This window comes from Microcoleus sp. Aus8_D2 (assembly GCF_036702665.1).
Taxonomy (GTDB): domain Bacteria; phylum Cyanobacteriota; class Cyanobacteriia; order Cyanobacteriales; family Microcoleaceae; genus Microcoleus.
Map to the genome: position 1 here is coordinate 62,693 of NZ_JAUBUN010000017.1, position 25,680 is coordinate 88,372.

General features: G+C 46.4%; 21 protein-coding genes. 14 read left to right on the plus strand and 7 right to left on the minus strand.

The genetic code is table 11. The features are described 5' to 3' along the window. Positions 1–96 precede the first annotated feature (96 nt). Complete coding sequence (locus tag QUB64_RS15475) at positions 97–336, plus strand: NifU family protein (RefSeq protein WP_194064818.1); 240 nt, start codon at positions 97–99, stop codon at positions 334–336. A 553-nt stretch (positions 337–889) separates the two neighbouring features. Continuing rightward, entirely contained in the window at positions 890–3,136 is a 2,247-nt protein-coding gene (locus QUB64_RS15480; RefSeq protein WP_333271371.1) for a glycoside hydrolase, read from the plus strand. Positions 3,137–3,263: 127 nt separating this feature from the next. Here QUB64_RS15480 and QUB64_RS15485 read toward each other — a convergent pair whose 3' ends face one another. After that, positions 3,264–3,524, minus strand: a complete 261-nt coding sequence (locus QUB64_RS15485) for a hypothetical protein (protein WP_333271374.1) — start codon at positions 3,522–3,524, stop codon at positions 3,264–3,266. A gap of 175 nt (positions 3,525–3,699) precedes the next feature. Here QUB64_RS15485 and QUB64_RS15490 point away from each other — a divergent pair, with 175 nt between their 5' ends. From QUB64_RS15490 to QUB64_RS15505, 4 genes are all read left to right on the plus strand, one after another. Next, complete coding sequence (locus tag QUB64_RS15490) at positions 3,700–6,300, plus strand: PAS domain S-box protein (RefSeq protein ID WP_333271377.1); 2,601 nt, start codon at positions 3,700–3,702, stop codon at positions 6,298–6,300. Positions 6,301–6,665: 365 nt separating this feature from the next. Then, complete coding sequence (locus QUB64_RS15495; RefSeq protein WP_333271380.1) at positions 6,666–7,058, plus strand: response regulator; 393 nt, start codon at positions 6,666–6,668, stop codon at positions 7,056–7,058. A gap of 221 nt (positions 7,059–7,279) precedes the next feature. Then, positions 7,280–7,498 carry a hypothetical protein gene (locus tag QUB64_RS15500; protein WP_333271383.1) on the plus strand — a complete coding sequence of 73 codons (219 nt, stop codon included), beginning with the start codon at positions 7,280–7,282 and terminating at the stop codon, positions 7,496–7,498. 107 nt (positions 7,499–7,605) lie between these two features. Continuing rightward, a complete protein-coding gene (locus QUB64_RS15505; RefSeq protein ID WP_333271386.1) occupies positions 7,606–7,818 on the plus strand; it encodes a hypothetical protein in 213 nt (70 codons plus the stop codon). Between the two features lie 204 nt (positions 7,819–8,022). Here the strand turns inward: QUB64_RS15505 and QUB64_RS15510 are convergent, their stop codons facing one another. Then, positions 8,023–8,166 carry a chlorophyll a/b-binding protein gene (locus tag QUB64_RS15510; RefSeq protein WP_333271389.1) on the minus strand — a complete coding sequence of 48 codons (144 nt, stop codon included), beginning with the start codon at positions 8,164–8,166 and terminating at the stop codon, positions 8,023–8,025. 325 nt (positions 8,167–8,491) lie between these two features. Between QUB64_RS15510 and QUB64_RS15515 the strand changes: the two genes are divergently transcribed. The 3 genes from QUB64_RS15515 to QUB64_RS15525 all read left to right on the plus strand — a co-directional run bounded on the left by QUB64_RS15515 (position 8,492) and on the right by QUB64_RS15525 (position 14,329). Further along, entirely contained in the window at positions 8,492–11,716 is a 3,225-nt protein-coding gene (locus tag QUB64_RS15515; RefSeq protein WP_333271392.1) for a WGR domain-containing protein, read from the plus strand. 262 nt (positions 11,717–11,978) lie between these two features. Further along, entirely contained in the window at positions 11,979–13,622 is a 1,644-nt protein-coding gene (locus QUB64_RS15520; RefSeq protein ID WP_333271395.1) for an SWIM zinc finger family protein, read from the plus strand. Positions 13,623–14,008: 386 nt separating this feature from the next. Further along, positions 14,009–14,329 (plus strand): Ycf66 family protein, encoded by a 321-nt coding sequence (locus tag QUB64_RS15525; protein ID WP_333271398.1) that lies wholly within the window; start codon positions 14,009–14,011, stop codon positions 14,327–14,329. Positions 14,330–14,588: 259 nt separating this feature from the next. On the opposite strand, the gene QUB64_RS15530 is transcribed toward QUB64_RS15525, so the two are convergent. Both QUB64_RS15530 and QUB64_RS15535 read right to left on the minus strand, forming a co-directional pair. Beyond that, positions 14,589–14,849: a hypothetical protein gene (locus tag QUB64_RS15530; RefSeq protein ID WP_333271400.1), complete on the minus strand. Its 261-nt coding sequence runs from the start codon at positions 14,847–14,849 to the stop codon at positions 14,589–14,591. 76 nt (positions 14,850–14,925) lie between these two features. Next, the gene (locus QUB64_RS15535) at positions 14,926–15,216 is read right to left on the minus strand and encodes a hypothetical protein (RefSeq protein WP_333271402.1); all 291 of its coding nucleotides are present in this window, start codon (positions 15,214–15,216) and stop codon (positions 14,926–14,928) included. A 647-nt stretch (positions 15,217–15,863) separates the two neighbouring features. Here QUB64_RS15535 and QUB64_RS15540 point away from each other — a divergent pair. The 3 genes from QUB64_RS15540 (at position 15,864) to QUB64_RS15550 (ending at position 18,752) form a co-directional block, all read left to right on the plus strand. After that, entirely contained in the window at positions 15,864–16,364 is a 501-nt protein-coding gene (locus QUB64_RS15540) for an NYN domain-containing protein (RefSeq protein WP_333271404.1), read from the plus strand. A gap of 182 nt (positions 16,365–16,546) precedes the next feature. Further along, positions 16,547–17,230 carry a ribonuclease III gene (rnc, locus tag QUB64_RS15545; protein ID WP_333271405.1) on the plus strand — a complete coding sequence of 228 codons (684 nt, stop codon included), beginning with the start codon at positions 16,547–16,549 and terminating at the stop codon, positions 17,228–17,230. 124 nt (positions 17,231–17,354) lie between these two features. After that, positions 17,355–18,752, plus strand: coding sequence for a reverse transcriptase family protein (locus QUB64_RS15550; protein ID WP_333271408.1), 1,398 nt, complete (start codon positions 17,355–17,357; stop codon positions 18,750–18,752). A 376-nt stretch (positions 18,753–19,128) separates the two neighbouring features. On the opposite strand, the gene QUB64_RS15555 is transcribed toward QUB64_RS15550, so the two are convergent. Continuing rightward, positions 19,129–20,022: a polysaccharide deacetylase family protein gene (locus tag QUB64_RS15555; RefSeq protein ID WP_333271411.1), complete on the minus strand. Its 894-nt coding sequence runs from the start codon at positions 20,020–20,022 to the stop codon at positions 19,129–19,131. A gap of 342 nt (positions 20,023–20,364) precedes the next feature. Between QUB64_RS15555 and QUB64_RS15560 the strand changes: the two genes are divergently transcribed. Together QUB64_RS15560 and QUB64_RS15565 are read left to right on the plus strand one after the other, a co-directional pair. Beyond that, a complete protein-coding gene (locus QUB64_RS15560) occupies positions 20,365–20,793 on the plus strand; it encodes a DUF1824 family protein (protein ID WP_333271413.1) in 429 nt (142 codons plus the stop codon). Positions 20,794–20,799: 6 nt separating this feature from the next. Further along, a complete protein-coding gene (locus QUB64_RS15565) occupies positions 20,800–20,940 on the plus strand; it encodes a hypothetical protein (protein ID WP_333271416.1) in 141 nt (46 codons plus the stop codon). A gap of 39 nt (positions 20,941–20,979) precedes the next feature. On the opposite strand, the gene glgA is transcribed toward QUB64_RS15565, so the two are convergent. Next, positions 20,980–22,407: a glycogen synthase GlgA gene (gene glgA, locus QUB64_RS15570; RefSeq protein ID WP_333271418.1), complete on the minus strand. Its 1,428-nt coding sequence runs from the start codon at positions 22,405–22,407 to the stop codon at positions 20,980–20,982. 350 nt (positions 22,408–22,757) lie between these two features. Continuing rightward, complete coding sequence (locus QUB64_RS15575; protein ID WP_333271421.1) at positions 22,758–25,394, minus strand: colicin uptake protein; 2,637 nt, start codon at positions 25,392–25,394, stop codon at positions 22,758–22,760. Between the last annotated feature and the right edge of the window lie 286 nt (positions 25,395–25,680).

Consider the following 25,680-nt stretch of genomic DNA (forward strand, 5'->3'; position numbering starts at 1 on the left):
TTTTGCGATTAGTGTATCGGACTCAACTTGATTTAGCCGCAAGTAACGGTACGATCGAACTAAGTCAATTGTACGAATAATTTTTGAGGCAAAAATATGACGACACTAGCACTAACCAGAGATAACGTCGAAACAGTTCTGGATGAAATGCGCCCCTACCTGATATCCGACGGTGGCAACGTCGAACTCGTAGAAATCGACGGCCCAGTAGTACACCTGAGACTGCAAGGAGCTTGCGGCTCTTGTCCCAGTTCCACAATGACTCTGAGAATGGGCATTGAACGCCGCCTGCGCGAGGCCATCCCAGAAATTGCCGAAGTCGAACAGGTAATGTAATTAGTCAATAGTCAGCAGTCATTAGTCATTAGTTAGTTTAATCTTGACTATTGAATGTTGGCTATTGACTTTTACCTACTATTTATCAATTACCAGAAAGAATTGGTTGAAAGCCTCTCCCTTGTAAGGAAAAATTAAAAGAAGACTATTCATTACTCCAATCCTCTTCCTTCCAGTTAGAGGTCGCCCTCAAGCGGTCAACTATCAATTGAATGAAAGCCCTAGATCCAAAAAGTAGTTCTATGTGCTACTCGATGGTGGTAATGTGTGCAGCATCAACCTGTAATTGAGAGGTTGGAAGCGCTACTTAATAGGGAAAAGTTGGGGAGCATCTGATTTTTGCAAAAAACATTTTTTTTACAGTGCTGTCCCCGCTCGCTTGCTTATAGAACTAAGCGAGCGGGGACAGCACTATTAAAAGCAAAACTGAGATGCACCCGACAAGGTGCGCTGTGCATCACCCTAAAGATAGAAGTTATGACTCCCAGACAGAATTACAAAATACCAATTACAATTACCAATTATAATTACTCATTACCCATTACCAAAATTAATGTCTCATCCACTTTACGTAGCCTTCATTTGGCACCAACACCAACCCCTCTACAAATCAAGATCGTTAACTAGCGCCGGAGCATCCGAGTATCGACTGCCTTGGGTGCGCTTGCACGGAGTCAAAGACTACTTGGATTTAGTGCTGATTCTGGAAAAATACCCGAAACTGCATCAAACAGTAAACCTGGTTCCGTCCTTGATTTTGCAGATAGAAGACTGCATCGCCGACCAAGCATTAGACCCTTACTTGGCGGTAACTCTCAAGGCAGCCGAAACTTTAAACATCGCAGAACAAGAGTTCATTTTACAGCACTTCTTTGATGCCAACTACCACACCCTGATTCAGCCACATCCGCGCTACGCTCAACTCTACACTCAGCGGCAAGAAAAAGGCATTCAGTGGTGCTTGACAAACTGGAAAGTGCAGGATTTTAGCGACTTGCTGGCGTGGCACAATTTAGCTTGGATTGACCCGCTGTTTTGGGACGACCCCGAGATTGCAGGGTGGCTGAAACAAGGACAAAATTTCAATCTGGCAGACCGCAAAAAGATCTATTCAAAACAAAAAGAAATCCTCGCCAGAATCATTCCCCAGCACCGTAAAATGCAAGCCCAGGGACAGTTGGAAGTCTCCACGACCCCCTACACGCACCCGATTTTACCGCTGCTGGCTGACACTAACGGCGGCCGCATAGCGATTCCTAACATGACTCTGCCAGAACATAGGTTCCAGTGGGCTGAAGATATTCCGAGACATTTGAGAAAAGCCTGGGATATGTATCAAGACAGATTTGAGTGCCAACCGCGCGGTTTGTGGCCGTCGGAACAGGCAGTTAGCCCGGAAATTTTGCCCTACATTGCTAAACAAGGCTTTAAATGGATAGTGTCGGATGAGGCGGTATTGGGGTGGACAATTAAACACTTTTTTCACCGCGATGGGGCGGGGAATGTTTGCGAACCAGAATTGTTATATCGCCCTTATCGTTTAGAAACTCCTGACGGTGATTTGGCGATCGTATTTAGAGACCACAGATTGTCTGATTTGATTGGTTTTACCTACGGTTCGATGGAACCGAAGAAGGCAGCGTCGGATTTGGTGGGACACTTGGAGGCGATCGGCAGAACTCTCAAACACCGACAACCGGACGGCAAAACATCTTTAGAAAATCCGTGGTTGGTGACGATCGCCCTAGACGGCGAAAATTGCTGGGAATTCTATCCCCAAGATGGCAAACCCTTCTTAGAATCCCTCTATGAAACTCTCAGTCACAATCCCGATATCAAATTAGTCACTGTCTCGGAATTTCTCGACAAATTCCCAGCCACCGAAACAATACCCGCCGCCCAACTGCATACCGGTTCCTGGGTAGACGGTTCCCTGACAACTTGGATCGGCGATCCCGCGAAAAATCGCGCTTGGGACTTGTTAGGGCCCGCGAGACAAATGCTGGCGAACCATCCAGAAGCTACGGAAGAGAGCAATCCCGAAGCTTGGGAAGCGCTTTATGCGGCGGAAGGTTCCGACTGGTTCTGGTGGTTTGGCGAAGGCCATACGTCGAATCAAGATGCTATGTTCGATCGGCTATTCCGCGAACACGTAGCTGCAATTTACGAAGCTCTCGGCGAGCCTGTACCCCCGGATGTGCTGCAACAAGTAGAGGCACACGAGGTTCAAGGCGACCACCAACCGCTGAGCTTTATTCACCCGATTATCGACGGTATCGGTAACGAACAGGATTGGGACAAAGCCGGCCGGATTGAAGTTGGGGGAGCAAGGGGTACCATGCACCGGAGTTCGGCAATTCAGCGGCTTTGGTACGGGGTGGATCACTTGAATTTTTACCTTCGCGCCGACTTCAAGGCTGGGGTGCGGCCGGGCATTGATTGCCCGCCGGAGTTAAATTTGTTTTGGTTTTATCCCGATCGCACCATGCACAACAGTCTGATTCCGCTGTCAGGTGTACCCGATGAAGCACCCATAAACTATCGCTTCCACCATCAGTTAGAGATTAATTTGCTCACCAAATCGATTTGGTTTCAGGAAGCAGGAGAGCGCGATGAGTGGCATCCCCGCATCAGCCGCGCCCAAGTGGGACTGGATAAATGTTTGGAGGTAGCTGTGCCCTGGGCGGATTTGCACATTATGCCCGACTGGCAAATGAGGCTGATTGCGGTTTTATCGTCCGGGGAGCGCTATTCTACCTGTATGCCGGAAGATACTTTGATTGGAATTGGAATGCCATAAAGAGTCAGTTGTCAGTTGTCAGTTGTCAGTTGTCAGTTGTCAGTTGTCAGTTGTCAGTTGTCAGTAGTCAGTAGTCAGTTGTCAGTAGTCAGTAGTCAGTAGTCAGTTGTCAGTTGTCCTGCCGTCATTAGTTAGTGCGAGCGTCCCCTCGCCCGCGAACCCGATCGTTAGTCATTAGTCCTGCCATCATGTTTTGCTGTCCCTCGCCCGCGAACGTCCAACGTCCTGCCCTCATCATCGGGTTTGCGTTTGGGCGGGCATCATAATTTTCGCTCGATCGCGTGCTGGCGTCCCCTCGCCCGCGATCGACAGAGATCTGCTGGGACGGCTTGCAGGGTATAATTCCGATGTTGCCGTATTTGAGATCGGTGATTGTTTGACCTAACAAACAATTAAAATTCAAGAATTATCAGTTTTTCTTGACTTCTGCCTTCAGCTCCGGCTGCCTTTTACCTCGATAGGTCGGATCGCCTCCGGTCGATCGACCGCTATAAAATTGGTTCGCATTCAGGACTTCAATCATCCCAAAACAGAGGACGGAAGTCCTGACTACAAACCTGATAATGGGTGAATTTACCGGACATCAAATCATTAGTCATTGGGAAATCATCAAACTAATGAGCCGCATTTTGCTCTCGATCGATCGCCACCAACAACATTTGCCTATCGCACACCTCAACACTGAGCATGAGGTGATGCTACTCGATTGGACTTCCGAACCGAACTCAGAATTTATTCTTCCCAAAATAGCTTTTGACTTGTGCATTCTCGACGAGGCAAACTTCGATCGTATCGGGCCGCTGGTTGAAACATTTAAAACTGCGGCGGAGCCTAGTTTTTTACCGTTTTTGCTATTGATAAACTCCCCAGCGCCGACTCTTTCCGAGCAGCAGTTTTTGCGGAGATCCAAACAACTTGAAGGCAGAATTGATGATTTGATAGTAAGTCCCGTAGATGCCGCCCAACTGCACTTGCGGGTAGAGAATTTGTTGGCCCGCAGGCAGCTCTCGCTAGAACTCTATAGACTTCAAGAAGTAATTAAAGAACGCACTTTTACAGAAAATTTGTTAATCGACTCGCTGCAAACGGCAAAGGAAAACCTGCAACGGGAAATCGCCAAGCGGGCCGAGGTAGAAGCTGCACTGCGAGAAAACTCCTATCTCGACTTGCTGATGAATGCTATGCCAGATATTGTCTGCTTTAAAGATGGCGAGGGCAGGTGGCAGGAGGCAAATCAAGCGATATTGGAATTGTTCGAGCTATCAGCAGATGAATATCGGGGCCTCACAGATTCTCAGCTAGGAAAACTCAGCAGTTTTTATCGGGAGGCTCTACAAGCCTGCGATGTGAGCGATCGAGCAGCGTGGGAAAAAGGTACGCTTTCGAGGGGAGAAGAAGTGATTCCCCGATCGAACGGTACTCTAAAAATCTACGATGTGATTAAAGTACCAGTATTTCACCCCAACGGCAGACGTAAAAGTATGGTGATTTTGGGTCGCGACATTACTGAACAGAAGCAGGCACAAGACGAACTCGTGCGCTTAGCGTCCATTGTAGAGTCTTCTGATGACGGCATCGTGGGCCAAACCCTCGCCGGGACAATTCAAAGCTGGAATGCAGGAGCCGAGAAGATTTACGGCTACTGCGCGCAGGAAGTCAAGGGGCAGTCGATCGAGATTTTAGCAATTCCCGAACGCCCCAAGGAAATTCCCCAAATTCTGGAAAATATTCGGGCTGGAGCCACCATCGACCATTACGAAACCGTACACTTGCGTAAAGACGGCGAACAGATAGATGTGTCTCTGACGATTTCTCCGATTAAAGACGCCACAGGAGCAGTAACGGGCGTTTCGACAATCGCTCGCGACATCACCGACAGCAAGCGAATTGAAAAAGCTCTCGAACAACTCCGCCACCAAACAGAAATGATTTTGTTCTCCGCAGCAGAAGGAATTTGCGGGTTGGACAAACTGGGAAAAGTAACTTTTGTCAATCCGGCGGCGGTGAGAATGGCCGGCTGCGAATCGAAGCAATTGATCGATCGACCTTTGTCTGAAAGCTTACACCGTTCTCCGGCAGAATGCTCAAAGGCGATCGAGCAAATGTCACCTGCAACAGATATCAATTCCGGCTCTGAACTTGCCCCAGACTGCGCCGCACCAACGACGGGAAAACTCTCGAACCCAGTAAGTTCTCAAATTTTAGACACCTTGGCTGACGGAGAGGTTCGGCGTGTCACGGATGAGGTTTTTTGTCGGCAAGACGGCAGCAGTTTTCCGGTTGAGTACGTTGTCGCTCCGATGCGAGAACGAGGCGAAATTATTGGCGCTGTGGTGACTTTTAAAGATATCACCGATCGGCTGGCGATCGAGCACATGAAAGATGAATTCATCTCTGTTGTCAGCCACGAACTGCGGACGCCCATGACCTCTATTCACGGGGCCCTCGGCCTCCTCAACAGCGGCCTGCTTGAGGCTCACCCCCAGAAAGCCAAGCGGATGCTGGAGATTGCTGTCACTAATACTGACCGCTTGGTGCGCTTGATCAACGACATCCTGGATTTAGAGCGGATGGATTCTAATTACAGCACTGCTATCAAACAAACTTGTAATGTCGCTGAGTTGATGTTGCAGGCGGCTGACGAGATGCAGGGAATGGCTCAGCAGGCGGGAGTTACTCTGTCGGTGAGGCCTGTGGGGGCGCAATTACTGGCTGTTCGCGATCGGCTAATTCAAGCCTTGACAAATTTGCTCAGCAATGCTATGAAATTTTCGCCTGCGGGTGCTACGATCTGGCTGAGCGGGGAGTTGATTCACGATCGGGATTTGGCAGAAAAAGCTGGGTTGAAGTTGGTCTCGTCTCAGTCTTTGTTGTCTCCTGAGCCTGCCGCCGTCAATCCGCACTCACCAGTGAGTTCGTCGATCCTGATTGCTGTCAAAGACCAAGGACGGGGCATTCCGCCGGACAAGCTAGAGATGGTGTTTGAACGCTTTCAACAGGTTAATGCTTCTGATTGTCGCCAGAAAGGAGGAACTGGTTTGGGGCTGGCTATTTGTCGCAGTATCGTGCAGCAGCACGGGGGCCGGATTTGGGTGGAGAGCGTTTTGGGGGAGGGCAGCACTTTTTTCTTAAGTCTGCCAGTTCTCCGGGAGGGCCAAAGTTAAGTGAAGGCATTGTTCATTTGTCATGACTTATGAAAAAATATGAATGCAAAAATTTTCCTTCAATCCGGGATGCAGAAATCGGTTTTTTTTACCTAAATACTTCGTTGCAGCCTGCTGAAATGCTAAAAAAAACCCGGTTTCGAGGAGTCGCGAGTGCGTCCGGGACTGTCATTATTGCCAAAGAGGGATCTAGAGGCAGCGATCGGGCAAAAATCGCGCTCGGAGGTCGAAAAGCGGATTTTTGGGGTGGGAAAATTTTACAGTTTTGTAGCTTTACTGTAAAGTTCGATCGGGTAAAACAGTTTGCTTTACAAAACATTCACATTTGGCCTCTAGTCTGTGATCAGTTCTCATTCCTAAAAAAGATGTTAATTTTGAATGCTAAGCGCATCTTGGTTATTGACGATGCGGAAGATATTCGGGAAGTCGCTCAAGTCAGTCTTGAGGTGGTGGGGGGCTGGGAAGTGCTGACCGCGAGTTCTGGCCGCGAGGGTGTGGCTAAGGCTCTTGCTGAACAGCCTGATGCTATTCTCTTGGACGTGATGATGCCCGACCAAGACGGGCCTACTACTTTTAAACAGTTACAAGCTAATCATGCTACCCAGCACATTCCGGTAATTTTATTGACAGCTAAGGCTCTCGCTAGCGACAGGCGGATGTTCGCGGATTTGGGGGTGGTGAGTGTGATTGCTAAGCCTTTTGAACCGATGTCTTTGGCTACTCAGGTGGCTGAAGCTTTGGGCTGGGAGGAAGCATAGGTCGTTAGCGCAGCCCTCGAAGAGGATCGCGCTGAATTCTATAATGAAATAAACAAAATCTTCCTGCTCGATTTTTAGGTTTAATATAATCTGGCAGGAGTTTATTTTGTTTTGTAACAACTTGCTCATCTTCATAAGTTCTTCAGGTTTAAGTTTTAAGTTTAAGCACATCGTCAGGGATCGATCCTGACTGTTTGCCGACACCTTGGGAGAAGACGACAATGCCCTCAGCTTACATTTTGCTACTGATAGTTTCTCTGGCAGCCGTCTGGATTTACTGGCAAACCTCTCAAGATATTTTTGTACTTGTGGCTTTGGGCGGACTGGGTTGTTTTATTTGGGGTTTCTCTTGGGCCCCTTGGGGCGTTCAGCTTTTGATTGTGGTGTTGCTGTTGAGCCTCCAAAAGTGCTACTTGCCAGACCCTCAAAGTTTGGAGTGAAAAGAGCTTTTTTATTGTTGTGTCTGGAGTAGAGATGCAGCGACATTCATCAATCTCTGTAATGAATTGGTTTATCGATCCATATCTTAAAGAAGGTTTAAAATATCATGAATAGTTGCCCTTGTTGCTCCTCTCAATTGTTACGCCACGCTCGCCACAATCGCGTTTATTGGTTCTGCTCGCGCTGCTGGCAGGAAATGCCGGATCTGTCGGAGATGATTTTAGGTAACAGCCTGCGGACTCACAAACGGGACGGTTTGGTGAAGCTTCCAGCTTTAACTCCTAAAGTGAGGATTTTGGATTCTGTAGGAATTGCTTAGGAAAGCTGGAGTTGGACTGACGATAAATATTGAGACGGAAAATTTTTTTGATTGTACCATGGGTTGGATTTTTTAATAAAAAATGCAAAAGCCCCTTCACTATCAATGAAGGGGACTTATTGGCGGGCGGGCGATCGCACTTGTAAGGGGGTCGATCGCCCGCCACAAATTACAGTTATTGTATATTCTATAGACTTAAGCTGATTACATCAAACCGATTTGAGCGAGAATGCCTTGACCGGTCAGGAATTCCGTAGCCAGACCGATAACGAAGCCCAGCATTGCCAAACGACCGTTCCAGGTTTCAGCGAACTCTGTGAAGCCTACTTTTGCGTCTTTGTTTTCCATAACCAGAAACCTCGTTGTATTTCAACCTTATGTAACTAAACTTAACACAGCAGTAAAAATATTGCAACATATTTTTACATTGGGTGGACAAAGGCGAGAGAGAGGGAGAATGGGAGAGGGGGCAGATTCCCTCCGCAACGCTTGGCCCATAATATGGTAGGGGCGGGTTCGCCCAGATATCGGGCATAAATCCAAGATCCTGTAAACCCGCCCCGGCCAGGATATTATGGTCGATCGATCGTCCAGGATATGAGATAGTCTGCGGGATGTTAGAATTGCGGGCGCGGACTCGCCCCGACAAGCTTAGCGATGGTGACAAACTGCAATGAAATTGATTAAGCGGACGGCTCTTTATTTTCAGGACGGTCGATCGGATAAAGTATACGAAGTCGATTTGTGTCAAACCGGCGAAAACCTCTACTCGGTCAACTTTCGCTACGGACGGCGGGGCGCCAATCTCCAGGAAGGCACAAAAACCGATACACCAGTGCCCTTGGCCAAAGCTGAAAAAGTTTTCGACAAGCTAGTCGCGGAAAAGGTAAAGAAAGGCTATCAGGAAGCAGCCAGCGTTGCTGATGTTGCACCCGCGCCAGAACTTCCTCGCGCCGAGACGCGCCAACAAGCTATTTTGAACCGTCTTGCCGGCGCTGGCAATCCTAAATGGCCTCTGGAACGGGCTATTTGGCGCGCTGGGGAGCTGAAAATTACCGAAGCCGGGCCGGGACTGATTAACTTAATCGGTACGGGAGAACCGCTGCGAGACTACTGTATTGCTTGGAGTTTGGGTTGGTGCGGCGGCGAGGGCGCTGTGGAGGCGCTGACTCGGCTGTATCGGGATGCTGCGACTGCGGAGTTTGTGAGGAGAATTGCTTTTGAAGGATTGCTGAAGTTGGCGGATGAGGAAGCGCGATCGCACCTAGAATCGTCCATAATAGAATTGCTACCCCCACAGTTGCGCGAATTAGCTGCAAACGGCAGCGCTGAGGAATTTTCAGCAGCATTGAAAGTTGAACTCGACACGGAAGATAGCAGTCGTTTTGCGGTTCTCGATCGACTTTACCAGATTGACAGTCAGTTTGTGCGATCGGCATTACTGGATATCTTAAAAACTGCACCGCTAAAACCCCATTATTTTAAACAAATCCGCCACATCTTCAAAATGGCGGAATACCGTCGCGACGCCGAAGTATTTGCGATTGTGGCCCGCCGCTTTGAGGACGAAAAAGCCATGTACCGCAGCAATGCTTGGTATATTAACATTCCTGGTGGCGGGTATCTGACAAAGCAAGACTGGGCGTACAACGAACAAACAGGCAAAAATGAATACACTGCAAACAGCAGTTTTCTAGAGGAAATGCAGAGTCCCAATTGCCGAATTGCCTACAGCAGCAGTACGCGCAGCTACTTAATTAAAAGGGTGTGGCGCACTCTCAAACAATTAGGCGAAGAAAGCGATGCTGATTATGTAAAAATGGCTGTCAGCATTTTGCTGCAATACGTTGATAGCGATGCCGAAGCAGTTTTGCAGATCACTTATTATCAGTGGATTCGCTCTAAGGGGACTAGCGATGCTGATTATCAATGGGATTTCTCTAATTGGAATAAAATCAGTTATTCATCTGAATGGGATATCTTTGCCGGTTACTTAACATTTAACCGCATTCTCTACGAAAACAGCCCGCGCTATGCTTATTTTACCAATTCGCAAGCGTGGCGCTGCAGAGAAGGTTACAAACCAGGAGATCCGGAGCCGGAAGTGCGAGAAGAAGCTTTTCCCGAACTTTGGGAACAATATCCCGATGCGCTGTTGCAATTGTTATTAGCCAGCAACTGCCGCCCGGTGCACCATTTCGCTGTGAAAGCGCTGAAAGCTTGTCCGCAATTTTTAGCTGGGATAGATGCTGACACTGCAATCAAACTGATTGCTGTACCTTACGAAGTTACAGCCGAACTGGGTTTCAATTTGGCAGTCCAAAACGGATATCATCGATATCCAGCCCACCGCGAAGTAATTCTAGGGCTGGTTAACTGCATATTTGTGCCAGCGAGAACCCAAGCTTTTGACTGGATTGACGAACAGCGCGATCGCATTTTATCAGATACAGAATTAATTGTTACTCTAGTAACCAGCTTGTACGCAGACACCAGGCAATTTGCCCGCAGGTTGCTCAACTCATCAATTCTCAGCCCTGCAACCGTCAGGCTACTAATTGGCAAACTGATAGCCCATTTATTAACATTTCAACCAACAGAATTCATTCCGACTCATACCTCAATTGTAGCCAAAGACATCGCCGATACGCTCCTGCTCAACTTTACCCCACAACTGCGGAGTTTGGGATTGGGAGTTATCCTGGATTTGCTGCGGCATCCGGTGCCGGAAGTTCAGGAATTGGGGGCGAGAATTTTGCTGAATCACGAAATCGGTGCGGCTGATTTGCCGTCTGAATTAATCGAATCGCTAATTGCGTCGCCCTACGAACAAATTCGAAGAATTGGCATCAGGTTATTCGGTCAATTACCGGACGAATCGCTAACAAGTTCTCAGACAAGTTTGATAGTAGGAATGGCAGTCAATGCTTTGGCCGACATCCGCAATTCTATTAAACCAGTAATTCGGCGTTTGGCCGCCGAATATCCCGAATTTGCAGCGCTGGTTGCTGGGGAATTGATTGATGTGTTGCTGATACCGGAAAGACAGGAAGGAGTACACAGTTATTTGCTCGATTTGCTGCGGCAAGATATTCCGGGGTGGATGTCGGCGATGGATAAGGACAAGACTTGGCTGCTGCTGAAAGCTAAGTCTGCTGTCGCGCAGGAATTAGGCGGATTTGTGCTGGTGAAAAATAGCACGAATTGGGCGGCGGAGTTTGATACAATTGAGATTGTCAAGCTGGCGAGTCACGAGATTTTTTCGGTGCGAGAATCTGCGAGACAAATGTTTTTGCAAAAGCTAGATGCGATTCGCGCCAATTCTCAAGAAATGCTGTCAGCCGTGCGGCTGCTGGAGGCAAAATGGGATGATTCGCGGGAATTTGCCGCCAGGATTTTTCGCACGGAATTGACTGAGGCAGATTGGACTCCGGAAATTATGGTTAGTCTTTGCGACAGCATTCGGGAAGATGTGCGGCAATTCGGCAGAGATTTGGTAATTCGCTATTTTCAGGATGAGTCCGGACACGATTATTTGCTGAAGTTTAGCGAGCATCCGTCGGCGGATATGCAGTTGTTTGCTACTAATTATTTGGAGAGTTATGCTGCAAGCAATCCTGAGAAATTGCGGGAATTAGCGCCTTTTTTGGTCGCGGTTTTGTCGCGGGTGAATCAGGGAAGGGTGGCGAAGCGCCGAGTTTTTGCGTTTCTGGATGCGGAGGCGCAAAAGAGTGAGGCGGCGGCCGGGATTGTTGCGGATATTTTAACCAGGCAATCGGCTACAATTGCGATCGCAGATAAAGCAGCGGCTATTGAGACTATGCTGAAGATTCGCCGGCGTTATCCTCAGATAGATTTGCCAATTCAGGTAAAGCCTGTGGTTGAGGTGAGGAGTTGATTTTTAGTTAAGATTTGTGGAATTGGGATGTCGGAAAGGGCGATCGATGCTAAATGTAGGAGGCAGATTTGATAAAGTGTTCGTAGTGAGGACTTTAGTCCTCTGAATTTGATGCGGACTGAAGTCCTCACTACGAACTGGATTTTATGCGGACTGAAGTCCTCACTACGAACCTGAATTTGATGCGGACTGAAGTCCTCACTACGAACCGGATTTGATGCGGACTGAAGTCCTCACTACGAACCTAGTTGAAAAAAATATTATGGAATTTAACTACTCTTACAAAGGAAATACCGAAGTTGCTGAAAGCGGCGGCAGCACGCAAATGTCTTTTTCTCCCGACACCAAACGTCCGCCCACTTATTTTATCGGAGAATTGCGTCAAAATGTCGCTTTTCGCGAAGCAATTAGCGCTTTGCACGATGTCGTGGTTTCCGATATGCGCTTCAAACCCAAAGACAAAACAGCTTATAAAGAATGGGCAGCCCAACAGCAAGAAATCGATTGGCAATTAATCGCCTGCCGCCAACAAAAAGTTGCCCAAAAAGTTCAGCCGCTGCAAGCAGAGTTCAACGAGTTAACTCGGCGTCAACACCAACGTCTGGCACCTTTTTATCGCGCCCAACAGCAATACTTTGACTACATTTATCAAAAAGACCGCGATGCTTGGTTTGTCCTCGATCCGGTGATTACAGTACATCCCGATGAGGTATTTTTCGAGTGTTTCAGTCAGGATGAGTCGAGTTACGGCCGCCTCGGCGCCAGCTACGAAGTGTTTAAAAATATCAGCGAGTTTGCTTGCGGCACGACTAATATCGACTACTCGGCAGCGCTTTATGATGAATTTCAAAAAATCCGCAGTTACAAGACTACTTCGCTGCAAGTAGATCCCTCGGGTTTTGAAGTTCAAACGGTGCATGAAGAGACTTTTAAAGAAGTCAAAATAGACTTACCTGACAGTTGGGTGAGAGGATTTTTGCAAGTTAGTTCGGCGATGTCTTTGCCGGCGGTGCGGTTTGATTTGCACCCGATGGACATCCACAATATTTGTTTTGTTTTGCGCCGCCACAAGGAGAAACAAGGCCCGCGCAGTATGCGCTACATCCTGAATCCGGGGGAACCGGTGCGGGTGATTTTCGATCCGTGGGGTACGGAAGTTGTTTGCGCGCGATCGCCCTATACTGGTTCGCAAGCACAGGAAATTCGAGTTTGGGGAAGGCGCCGCCTTCACATTCTCGAAAGACTGATTCCCGTCGCCAAAAAGTTCACAGTTCACCTGTTAGGAACGGGAATGCCTTCTTTTTACGTCGCCGATTTGGGCGATATGTCATTTACCCTAGGATTGTCGGGATGGAGTGCCAATGATTGGTCGCAATCCGGTAACTTTGATTTAATGGCCCCGCGCGCCGATGTAGATGCTTGGACGCAGCAATTAATCTTTGATGCACTCAAAGAAAATTGGGTAGAAACTGCTGACAGTTTGGCCGCCAGACTGAAGTTAAATCGGGCGTCAGTGTTGGGTGCATTGAGTGCCTACACGCAAGCGGGAAGGGCAATTTACGATTTGAACAAACAGGTGTACCGAGTGCGGGAATTGAGCCGAGAACCTTTGCCCTTAGAACGTTTGAGATTTGCCAACGAAAGAGAATCAAAAGCAACTCTTTTCTTGAGTGAAAATGCGGTACAAGTGACCGATTTTACCAGCGATTCTTCCGGTGCATTCACCGTGCGAGGCAGTGTCACAGACCGGGAAAAAACCTTGAATCCGCACTTGACAATTGATGCCGATGAGCGTATAATTGAGGCAGAATGTACTTGTAATTGGCACCAGCAAAACAAGCTGTACAAAGGCCCTTGCGAACACATTTTAGCGCTGCGAATGCAACACGCACGTCAGTGTCAATAACTTAATAAATCGCGCGTTTAAATTGGTAAACAGCCTTGCAATCCGGGCGGTGGATCGCCGTCCTTGCGCTTAGTCTAGACAAGCATCACTAGCCTGCTCTTGACTGTGCGGGGCTTCGGGTACTGTTGGTATTGCGGTGTGGCTTCTGCGAAGCCAACGACCCACAGTACCCGGCCCCGCTGGAGTTGAGCAGTCTAGTCCTGAGGGGTTTACGAAGGGGCAACCAGTGGCGGCGCGCGATTTTTTTTTGTTTTCATGACTTGGCGTGCAGCCCAAAGAAACCGGGTTTTTGACCCTTACTGTGGACTACAACGAAGGAGACGCGAAAAACCCGGTTTCTGACCGCCCGTGCGTCCTGGACTGTGTTTGTTAAGAGGGTTCGAGGGATGATAAATGTAGCAATCAATTGGATGTCAATTCTGGGCTTAGTTGATATAGCTTTGGCGGTGGCTTATCTAGTGACAGCTATAGTAAATTCGGGAATGCGATCGCAAATTATCGGCAGTACAGGCATAATACTTTACATCATTCAAGGCATCATGGCTGTTGGGGTGTTGCCAGTCAGCGGTTTTATTTTATTGTTTCAAGGTTGGCGGCTAGATCCTATTTTGGGATTTCAGCAATTTTTACTTCATGTTTTGTTGATTTTTTTAGCATTTAAGGATGCTTTTATTTACGGTTTAGTTACTCGACAATCTCGGCGCTGAAATGCTTGGGGATGTCAGAAAAATATTGTTCGCTTATACCAACTATCAAAAATCATACAACAGTGTTTCATACCCGATAAAACTCGGCGGTTGAAACCGCGTCTATACAAACGAAGTCCGCCTACGCGGACTTAAGAATAACGGGATGAATAACCCGGATTTGGTATTACGCATTAAGGCCAAAGAAACCGGGTTTTTACCTAATCGGTGGACTACTGCGAAGGATTTTCTCCAAAAACCCGGTTTCTGACTGAATCTATTAGATGCGAAGGTATTTCACAAAAATACTCATCACCTCACCACTTTTAGCAGTTGGTAGTAGAGGGCTCCAGACACCAACCTCAGCGTAACCGCGCGCGTGGAGTACGTGAATTGTACTCCTGACAGCTTGGGGAGAACCTATCAGCAGATGTTTTAGGGGTTCTTTCTCAGGGTTTGCTGCGTCGGGAGTTAGCAGAAACGCGGGAAGTTGAGTAACGGCGCTGCTGGAATTGGATAAAAAACTCTGTGTCACAGTCATTAAATGCTTTTCCTAGTTGAGTGCTACATCCAAAAAATACAACACCCAGCCCCTCACAGTCACAAAATTAGTGTAATTATTCACCTATTATTTGAGATTTATTTTTGATTCGTTCCAGTACCTCCTCCAAAAAATCTTCGTTTTTGCCAGCAACCTCGATCATTTCTCGCAGCGTGTCAGCGTAGGACAAGGTACGCTGGTGGTGGTCTGGCATTTTTTCAAAACCCGGCCCCCACCGCTTGACGGCATCAATATTGACGCCTAAAACCTTTACCAGAAGCAGGTTGCAACGTGCTTTGTAGCCTCTGGCTTTCTCTTCTTCTTGTGTGGCGTGGAACCACCGACGGCAAAAATCCCAAGCTTCCATTGACTCACTCAGCCAGCTAAACCATTTGTCGCGTCGCGACGTTCTGCAACGCAAGCAACATAGGGGAAAAATTACACTGTTTTAGGATTATGGTATCATCCGATTTGGTGTAATATTTCCCCTAATAGACTATAGCTGACAATTGGGACTCATCCACGAGTAGCCAGAAACCGGGTTTTTTACGAAAATACTTCGCTGCATCCCGCAGATTCGACAAAAAACCCGGTTTCTTTTGTCGCAGCGCATAAGTCCGGTTGATAAAATAAAGCTCAAAAAATAAATCATATTACCTCTCGACATTTTAGAATTAACGTGGCATCATCAAAGTAGTATAGCTGAGATAAACAACCTCATTCAAAAGCAAGGAGTGTTGGTTAAGTCGTCTCAGCGAGATGATGAGTTTATTTCGGCTGGCACAACATTTATTTAAATGTATATATCAACGGGTTTTTAGAACCCCTAGCCGAAATAAACTCATCATCTCGCTGAGACGCTAACCAAACAAGGACAAACTAAATTCATCGTTTGTCGTTAGAGGAATCTGTTAAATGGGAAATCTCATTTTTGAGCAAGCCCAAAAACAATACTTTGTGCTAGATGGGTAATTTATTGATGCTGTCTGTTCACCCTTTTTTCGGAACGATCCAATGACAGACAATCATCGAACCACAGGCAAACAAAAAAGTCAGTCTCAGCCTTTAGTTTCTATTTATTGGGATTATCAGAACATCCCTGATTACAAACGAGCCAAAGATTTATTACTCTTTGCTAGTGAACTAGGATATGTAGTCAATCAAAAAGTTTACGACAATTGGAAACAGAGAAATAAGACCACACAAGAAACTTTGAATTATCTAAATTTTGAATGTTTTGATGTATCCCTAAACATTAAAAATGCTGTAGACTTTTATTTGTCAATGAACTGCTGTAGCGAGGCTTCAAGGAGTTCATACCCACACACATTTATTATTGTGTCTGGAGACGGCTACGGTGAAATTTTGATTCACGAGCTGCAAGACAAGGGGAAGGAGGTAATAATTGTTGCCCGCAAAGGTAATGATAGTCACAATCTCAAAAAGCTTGCCGATCGATTTTACTTGATCGATGAATTGCCGAAGTCGATACAGACTTGCAAACAGACCGCCTAAATTTGTGTAGATTTACCTCGCCGCAGATAGCAAAAATCCAGTTTATTTGATAAACTAGATTCTCCAAACCAACCGCTGTCTGCGGCCCTTTCATGTCCGTCAACATCATTACACTAAACTCCAAAAGCAGTAACAATTACCAAGTTTTCATGCAATTAACTAATCCAACAAAAGAGATACAAATGACCCTTCCCGAATTCAACAATGACAAACTGCTGCGCCAAGCGCTCACCCACCGTTCGTACGTCAATGAAAACCCCACATTGCGCGAAGAAGACAACGAACGCTTAGAATTTCTCGGCGATGCTTTGCTGACTTTTCTCAGCGGTGAATATCTCTACCAGCGCCATCCTGAAATGGGAGAAGACCAACTTACTCGGCGGCGTTCTGCATTGGTAGATGAAAAACAATTAGCCAGATTTGCTACTGAAATAGATTTGGACTTAAAAATGCGACTCGGAAAAGGAGCTTATCGAGAAGGTGGGATTACCAATCCAAATTTGCTCAGTAGCACTTTTGAAGCGTTCATTGGTGCTTACTATCTCGATACGCAAGATATGGACAAAGTTCGCGGTTTTGTGTGGAAACTGTTTGACTCGGTTCCCGAAAATGTTGTGGAAACTCGATCGACTGTAGACTCGAAAAACCGCTTTCAGGAATGGGTACAGACCAACGGCGAAACGACTCCGCCCAAATACGGGACTGTTCAGGTACAAGGAACGCCGCCCCACGCACCGGAATTTCTCGCTAAAGTGTATGTTGCAGAGAAACTCTATGGAGAAGGTAAAGGCAAAAGCAAAAAAGATGCGGAAAAAAATGCAGCCGAAGATGCACTAGCTAGGCTCAAAAAACGCGGTCTGATCTAAACTGGAAAATAGGGCAACTGCCAAAACGGTTAGGACGTTCTTAATTGCACAAACATAACCTGAAGATTCCTTTTTCCTTTACAATTCAAAATCTAAAATCCAAAATCCAAAATCCAAAATCGATATGACTGACCAGCCGCGCACTCGCCAGGAATTGTACGATCGCATCCGTTCTAGCAGCAAACAAGAATTCATTCTCGAAGAAATGATCCGCCTCGGTTTCTGGCCCGCACAAGGCGAAATTCCCCAAGATCCGGCCGACGAAATTCGCCGCATCGGGGAAATTCAGCGAGAACTAGGCGAACTGCGCAGGGAAAGTTCGCGGCTGCAAAACGAGAAAGCACTCCGCAAGGAAATGCTGCAACAGCGGCTTGCCGAATCCCGGCGCAAACGGCAGGAAACTAAGGAACGCCGGGAAAGAGAACGGCAAGAACGCGCTGAGAATTGGCGGCAAAAAAAACAGCAAGAAATTAGCTATCTCGGTGACGGTGTATCTGCGGGACTCGATCGCACAAACGGCAATGTAGAACGCTTGCAAAGCTATCAGTTACCGCTTGGCAATACAGCAGCAGAAATAGCAGCGGCGATGGACATCAGCATCGGACAATTGCGGTTTCTCGCTTTTTCCCGCAAAACTTCCCATATTTCCCACTACATCCGGTTTAAAATACCCAAGAAAACTGGCGGAGAAAGACTCATTTCCGCACCGATGCCCCGCCTCAAAAAAGCACAGCACTGGATACTTGCCAACATTCTCGAAAAACTCGAATTGCACGGCGCGGCACAGGGTTTTCGATCGCATCATTCAATTGTCACCAACGCTCAACCTCATGTAGGTTCGGAAGTTATTATCAACTTCGACCTAAAAGACTTTTTTCCCTCAATTTCGTACAGGCGAGTTAAGGGGCTTTTTCAATCTTTTGGATATTCCGAAGCTGGCGCCACAATCTTCGGATTGTTGTGTACGGAACCGGAGGTTGAAGAATTGGAATTAGACGGCAAAACTTACTTTGTCGCAGTTACAGAACGCCATTTGCCCCAAGGTTCTCCCGCAAGTCCAGCGATTACTAATTTGCTGTGCCGCCGCCTCGACAAGCGCTTAACTCAAATGGCTCAGGAATTGGGATTTGTTTACACCCGCTACGCTGACGATTTGACATTTTCGGCATCGGGAGACAGCTTGCAAAACATTTGTAACGTACTCAGGCGCACGGAGGCGATCGTTATTCATGAAGGATTTAGCATTAACGAACAAAAGACTCGGATATTGCGAAAAAATCGGCAACAAGAAGTTACGGGAATAGTGGTCAACGAGCAACTGAGTATTTCCAAGAAAGTGTTAAAACGCTTCCGCGCAGCTTTATTTCAAATCCAGAAAGACGGGCCTGAGGGGAAGCGGTGGGGGAATTCGACTGATGTTTTAGCATCGATTCAAGGTTTTGCTAACTTTGTAGCAATGGTAAATCCCGAGAAAGGTGCAGAATTTATCGAACAGGTGAAAGCCATTAAAAATAAATGGTAATATCGCCCTGCTAAATTTTGTAGTGAGGACTTCAGTCCTCTGTATCGGTGTCTGGGAATCATACCATAGATCTCTTGCAAAAGTCTTTTAGATCGAATTTTGGAACGGGCAAGATGCCCATTCCACAGAAAAAAATATTTTTGTGGAACGGGCATCTTGCCCGTTCCTAACTATTTTTGCAAGAAGTCTCATTTATAAAAGTCTTGTTACAACATAATTGTTCGGTGGAGTGAAACGGAGGGTTGTTGACTTAACCTGGATGCACAGGTGCGGATCTATAGAGATTGTCGATTTTATACAGCATAATTTTTGAGATATCCGCACCCTGCGGTTGCTCAAGTCGTGACTGCAAACAAGTTTTATTGTTTGCCTAAAGCTACTCTTGCTTTCTCAGAGTAGAAGCTCTTTTAGCGATGCGAATTAAATATCTCGGCGACATCTCTTTATCGACAGTAATGCGAGAAATGCGGTAGTTATTTTCCAGTCGGTTTACTCTGAATAAACGGTCATCGTACAAAAAGCCTGTTAAATGATATTTAGGCAAAATCTGTTCAACTTCCCCGTCTGATGCGCCGTAGGGGTAGGCGATGTGAGCGCCAATTACTTTATTTTTGTCTAAATCTCCCATACATTTTCTCAATTCTGACTTAGATTTAGCAATTTCAAATTCTAATTCTTTGCCGTTGATTTGAGTTAAGTTTTTGTGAGTAAAGCCGTGAGACTGAACATCATAAAAACCTTTTTTGTATCCGTCTCTTAAATCATTGCAAGTAGTGTGTGGTAAAAAATCTCTCCCCATATCAACACCTAAAAAGTGCGGGTTGACAAATAACACAAATTTCCCTTTTTGTTTGTAACTAAGGGACAGTTTTTCCAAGATAGGAAGTGCATTTTCATGAACGCCTTTATACCCGTCGTCAAAGGCGATCATAATCGGTTTTTGACCAATTTTTTGAGCTGGTATTGGCTGCGACTTGTCGATAAAGTATACGTACAAGTCTTGAGATGATAACAGCCAATAGTTTTCTTTAATTAGATATTCTAAAAAAACTGACAAATCTTGTTTTGTGTAGTCAATGGAGAAAGCAAGCCGCTTCGGTGGCAATTCGGCGGGATTTTGAGTGTCTACAATATCGTGAAAGCCGATTATGGGGATTCTGATGAAATTAGATTCTACTGTCCAGCCAGAAATACCTATACAGATGGTAAATATCAGCAATAAGTAAATCGGTTTGGCTTTGTGTATCACCCGAAATAGAAATTTTATCATATTTTTTACGTTTTTTAACAATTGTTCGCTCATTGTTTTATTATCAATCTGTGTGTTCTTCATCTTTACCACTAATAGACCCAAATTCAGCAAGGTTGACATTTTTTTGCTATTTATTTGGAATATAGGTAGAGTGTGTGATGCAGCAGTTGGCGCAGCTATCGAAGAGGAGGGCTGCGATCGCTAAGGAAGAGTGAGCCAAATTGAGTGCCAGGGCCGACAATGCGCTATAATCGGGGCTGGCGCGAGTGTTACCGCCGTCGATTGAGGGTTGCAATGCCAGAAATCCGTTGACGAGTACGCGAAGGTCGATCGTACTTTTTGGAAATATCAGAGCAATTCATGTCTACTCAAAACCAGACTACCCTAACTGTAGAAGCAGCACAGCAAATCCTCAAGGATTTTACTTGTCTGGATATGCAATCTGTAGCATCGCCGCTGGAAAAACAGGCGCTGCGTGAAGCGATTTTGCTGGTAGCAAGTTTGTCCGATTACCAAATGCTGGGTGTTTGTGCGACTTCCACGGATGAGGGTTTTGCTGCTTTAGCAACTTATTTGAAGGCTTTGGGATATCAAGCTGTCTTAGATCCAAGTGCTTTTGCTGCATTTACTGGTTCGGTTTATATTAAGTTCAATACTTTGAAGGGTTCGTATTATGTTGATGGTTATCCCGGAACTTATCGAGGCGTGTTAATATCCTGCCAATTTTCCTCGGAAGATGGAGTTAGCGGGACTTACGGTCATTTACCTCTCGATTTGTTTGTTGATTAATTCGGAATGGGGAATTGGGCATGGGGCATGGGGCATGGGGCATGGGGAATTGGGCATGGGGGATGGGGCATTGGGCATTGGGAATGGGGAATCAACTTCACTATTACAGTTAATGTAGAGTGCGTTAGCAAAGAGCCTACCGATTAAATCGACAATAATGCCTGACGCACCCTACAAAAAAAGAGATTAACCTTGACCTATGATTAATTCTGGCTGTGATTCTAGTGCGGTTTGTTCTGGTGGGATTCCCAAAATATCGCTGTACAAGTTGACATATTTTATGGCAGAAATATCCCAGCCAAAATCTTCTTTCATGCCGCGTTTTTGCAGTTCTTTCCACTTATCTTTGTAGCGGAAACCTTCCCAGGTTCGGATCATGCAGGTGAACAAGTCGAGGGGTTCGTAGCGATCGAAACAGTAGCCTGTGCCGGTATCATTAATCGGGTCGTTGTGAGATACGGTATCGACTAAACCGCCCGTGCGGCGCACCATGGGGACGCAGCCGTAGCGGAGGGCGAGCATTTGGCTGATGCCGCAGGGCTCGAAACGGCTGGGCATTAGGAAGGTGTCGCAGCCTGCGTAAATGCGCCGGGAGAGGGCGTCGTTGTAGAGTAATTGGGTGGACATCCGGCCGGGATAGCGGGCGGTCATTTGCCAGAGTTGGGTTTCGTAGTAGCGATCGCCAGTTCCGAGTACAATAAACTGAGCGTCGGTATAGGCCATGAAGCGATCGAGCATTTGAATGATCAAATCCAATCCCTTCTGTTCTACCAGCCGCGTGACCATGCCGATTAACAGGGCATTTTTATTCACTTCCAAACCGACTTCTTCTTGCAGCGCGATCTTGTTGGCTGGGCGTTTTTCAATAGTATCAACACTAAATTGTTGATGGAGGTATCTGTCAGTTTCTGGGTTGTAAGATTCTGTATCAATTCCGTTCAAAATGCCTGATACTTTGCCGCCGAGGAAAGATAGCAAACCTTCCAAAGTTTCCCCGTAAGCTGGGGTTTTGATTTGTTCGGCGTAGGTGGGCGAAACTGTATTTACGCGATCGGCAAACTGTACTGCCGCAGCCATTGTATTGTGACCTTGCATATACCAAGGACACCAAGTCATCTGCTCCAAACGCCAGCGCCACGGCCCTTGATAAGCTAAATTGTGAATAGTAAAAACCGTGCTGATATCGGGGTCTTGGCTCATCCAAACAGGTATCATCCCCGTATGCCAATCGTGACAGTGCATAATTTGGGGTTTCCAGTGATTCCAGGCAAATTCAGCAGCAGTATTAGCAAAGAAAGTGAATCTCCAATCTTCATCGACGCCGCCGTAAACGCGGCGGGGTAAGAAAGATGGATGTTGCATTAAGTATAAAGGTACATCCGTGCCCGGCAAAACACTTTCAAAGACGGAGAAGCTTTGGAACATGGCCTCCCCATTCCAAACGGGTTTTTTGGGAACGTCCATTTTGTCGGGGATGAAGCCGTAGTAGGGCATGAAGATGCGGACATCGTGACCCATGCGGCGCAGAAATTTAGGCAAAGCGCCGACGACATCGCCCATACCGCCTACTTTGGCTAGGGGTGCTGCTTCGGCGGATACAAATAAAATGCGCATTATTTTTTTGTGTTCCTTGGGATAGTTAGTCTAGATCAAGTTTAAATGGCGAGGGACACAATATTAACGCGGTGTGCAAAAAAAACGGAGATACCTACGAAGAAGCTCTCAAGAATGCACTAGAGGTATAAGAGCTTTTAGTCGAAGAATATCAGGTAGACCGTAAATCTCTCTCAAAACCTAAAACGATCGCAGAAAACCTACTATTTGCTTGAACCGCGATAAAAGGGCGATCGCCTTTTTATCCATCCACGTCCATCTGCGGTAAAAAAAAGAGCGTGAAGCGCAGCTATCGTCCGCTGGAATCGCCCCCAAGGAAAAACCGAACTTAGCATTGAGAATTAACCTATTTAATTCCCCGGCAATTGCTGATTCTGGGCCACAGAACCAATCAAACCCAGAGCCGTGCTAAATAAATTAATCGGATTTTTGCCATCAGTAATTAACACACTTTGAAGTCCCAACGACTGCAAAAGTTTAGCCTGCATTTCCGGCCCCGCTTGTGCCATTGCTTTCAAAGTTTCCGGCCCGATCGCCTCTACTTTTTGACTAAATTCCGCACTGGTAATTTCCGCCATCCGCTGCGCTTTCTCAATTTCCAAATTATTCAACATTTGTTGGTGCGCTAATTCTGCCTCCTGTTTGGCTATCATTTGCGCCAATTCTCCCTCAGCGCGAATTCTGGTCGCCTCCGCTTCTTGCTGTGCCAAATTCACTGCTAATTCACCTTGAATTATAGCAGATTCTGCCTTCGCTCTCGCTTCTGCTGTAGCGTGTCCAGTAGATTCGATTGCCGCATTTTCTGCCTGCAATTCTAACAGTTTTTTGCGTTCGGATTCTGCCGCACTTCTATCTACAATTGCTTGGCGTTCCAGTCTAGCTTTTGCCTCTTGTTCGATTCTGGCTGCATCGTGTCGCGCGGCAGCTTCTTGAGCATCGGTGGTAATTTGAATGGCAATTTGCACCGACTTTTGCAAACTTTTTAAAGTTGCTTCATCGATGGGTTCCACTGACTGAATGTCAATGTTAGTGATGACTAAACCATTGGTTTTAAACCGGAATTCATCGCCGATGCGACCTTCCTCACCTATCCCAAATACAGCCTGACGGATAATTCGCGCCGAATTTCGGTGAAACTCGTCAAATTTTTCGCCCGCGACTGAACCCCGCACCCGAGATGCGATCGCCTTACAAGCATCTCCTACAAAATCCGGCACTTGAAACAGTTTCGCCGCCGCTTGTTCGTCGTGGCGATCGACATCAAAATACCAGTTATAAGATAGCTTAATTTGCAATCGAGCGTGGTCAGAGGTTTCCACTGTAAAAACATCAGTCATAAAATCCGGCCCTAACAATAATGCCAAAGATTTAATTGTATTCGGCCGTTTTGGTTTCCCTGCTGATAAACGGAGAACTGTAAATGCTTCGTCGGGGCCAAGCATCACTAAATCCGGCCCGAATATAGTGCGTGCAGTTCGATTTTTGTAGTCATGAATTTGCACTACTGAATTTTGAGGAACGTGATAGACAACTGCTTTGGTTCGATCCCGAACTAGAACGGTTCCTGGTGTTTCTTCAGAACGTACCAAACCGCGATCGAACATCCGATCGCTCTTTTGCGCTAACAATTCTTCAACAACTGCGGGTAATTCTTTTTCCCAAAGTTGTTCGTAGGGAGTCAACATATATGCCTGCGGCCCGCCAACTAATTTGAGTTCTCCTGTTTGGATGTCCCGCACGTAAATGCCTTCATTCTTATCCAAAGGAATAGCTTTGCGCTTTTCCACGACTTCTACTTCAACGCGGGGAATGTAATCTCGCGGCCCGGAAATCATCCACAAATCACCCGGCTGGTGAGAGATTAAATTGTCGCTTTCACCTTCATCAAAAGCTTCTCTTGCTCTCAATAACAGCGCTTCTTGTTCGCTGAGAACGTAGACTTTTTGAATGCCTCCTTCTAAAGATTCACCTGGGTGCAGGAAAAAAGAAGCTCTTCCCTGACGGACTTCTTTCATTCCCAACTGCGGTTTGTGTTCTGCATCGATCGGATCGAGGACAATGCACCATTCGCGATCGCTCAAAGTTGTAATCTCTACTTCTCCTACAACTTCTTCATACACGTCGGGAATGTGAATTTCTGCATCTTCGATCGTCACCAACCATTCATCGCCCGCTTTTCTTTGCCGTCCGAAGATATCAGAAAAAGTCCGTTTCGCCTTCAAATGCAGAGCTTTCCGTTCCGTTAAAACGCAACCATTAATTACGCCGACAACCTCTTCATCTACTCCAGGTAAATAAGCGCCTTCTTCTCTCACCAACCATTCCTCACCAGCGCGGCGGCGATTTCCTTGTCTGTCAGTACAAGATTGTCGCGTTATCAATCGCAAGGCTTGATTGGCTTTGATTACTTGAGATCTAACTATTTCTACAACTTCAACCTCCACACGGGGGAGATAAGTTCCCGGCCCTTCAAACAGCCATTCATCGCCAGCTAAACGGTTAATTGTTTGAGTCTGGGATTGTGCTTGTTCGCCCCTCGCCACAGGGGAACTATCCGCAAAATCTCGCAGTGCTTTGAGACGCAGTGCTTGATTAGTTTCCACTACTTGCAAGCGGGTAACATCTCCTGCCAATTCTTCCCCAGGATATAGCGGAAAAGGTTCTTGAGCGAAGCGAATTTCTGCGTCGCCGTACCGCAGTTTAATTTGTCCGTGAGGGTCAGCAATTGGTTGATTTTCTTGATTTCGCAGCACGGGATTGACAACAATGCAATAGTGGCGCGGCGGCACAACAATCATCGGTTCGGGCTTTAAAATTAAGCGTTCGTGGTCGCGCAATGTAATTGTTTGCGGCCCAACTTCCTGTTTGGTAACGCCAGTATTGTTGTCGAGAACATGAATGAATTGCTGGGGCTTTAGGCGAATTACGCCGCCAGAAATTCCGAGCGTGTCAGCTTTACTTTCACGTTTGAGTTCGCTTGTATTCATGATTTTAATAGTTAGCTATGTGTATGCAGCCTTGCGGCCGATTAAGATGCGACTGACACGAGTACGGTACTTTAGATGCGTTAAGTTATGTCGATCCTAATCGCTCTTTGCTAGTTGTTAAAAACTTGTAATATATTTTAAAATGTTGCAGTAAAAAAATGAAGCTACTGCAAAAATTAATAATAGGTAATGGGTAATTTGAAAGTATTGAATAATGACTGCTGACTGCTGATAACAATCAACAATCAACAGTCAACAGTCAATAGCTAACAATTAACAATTATAG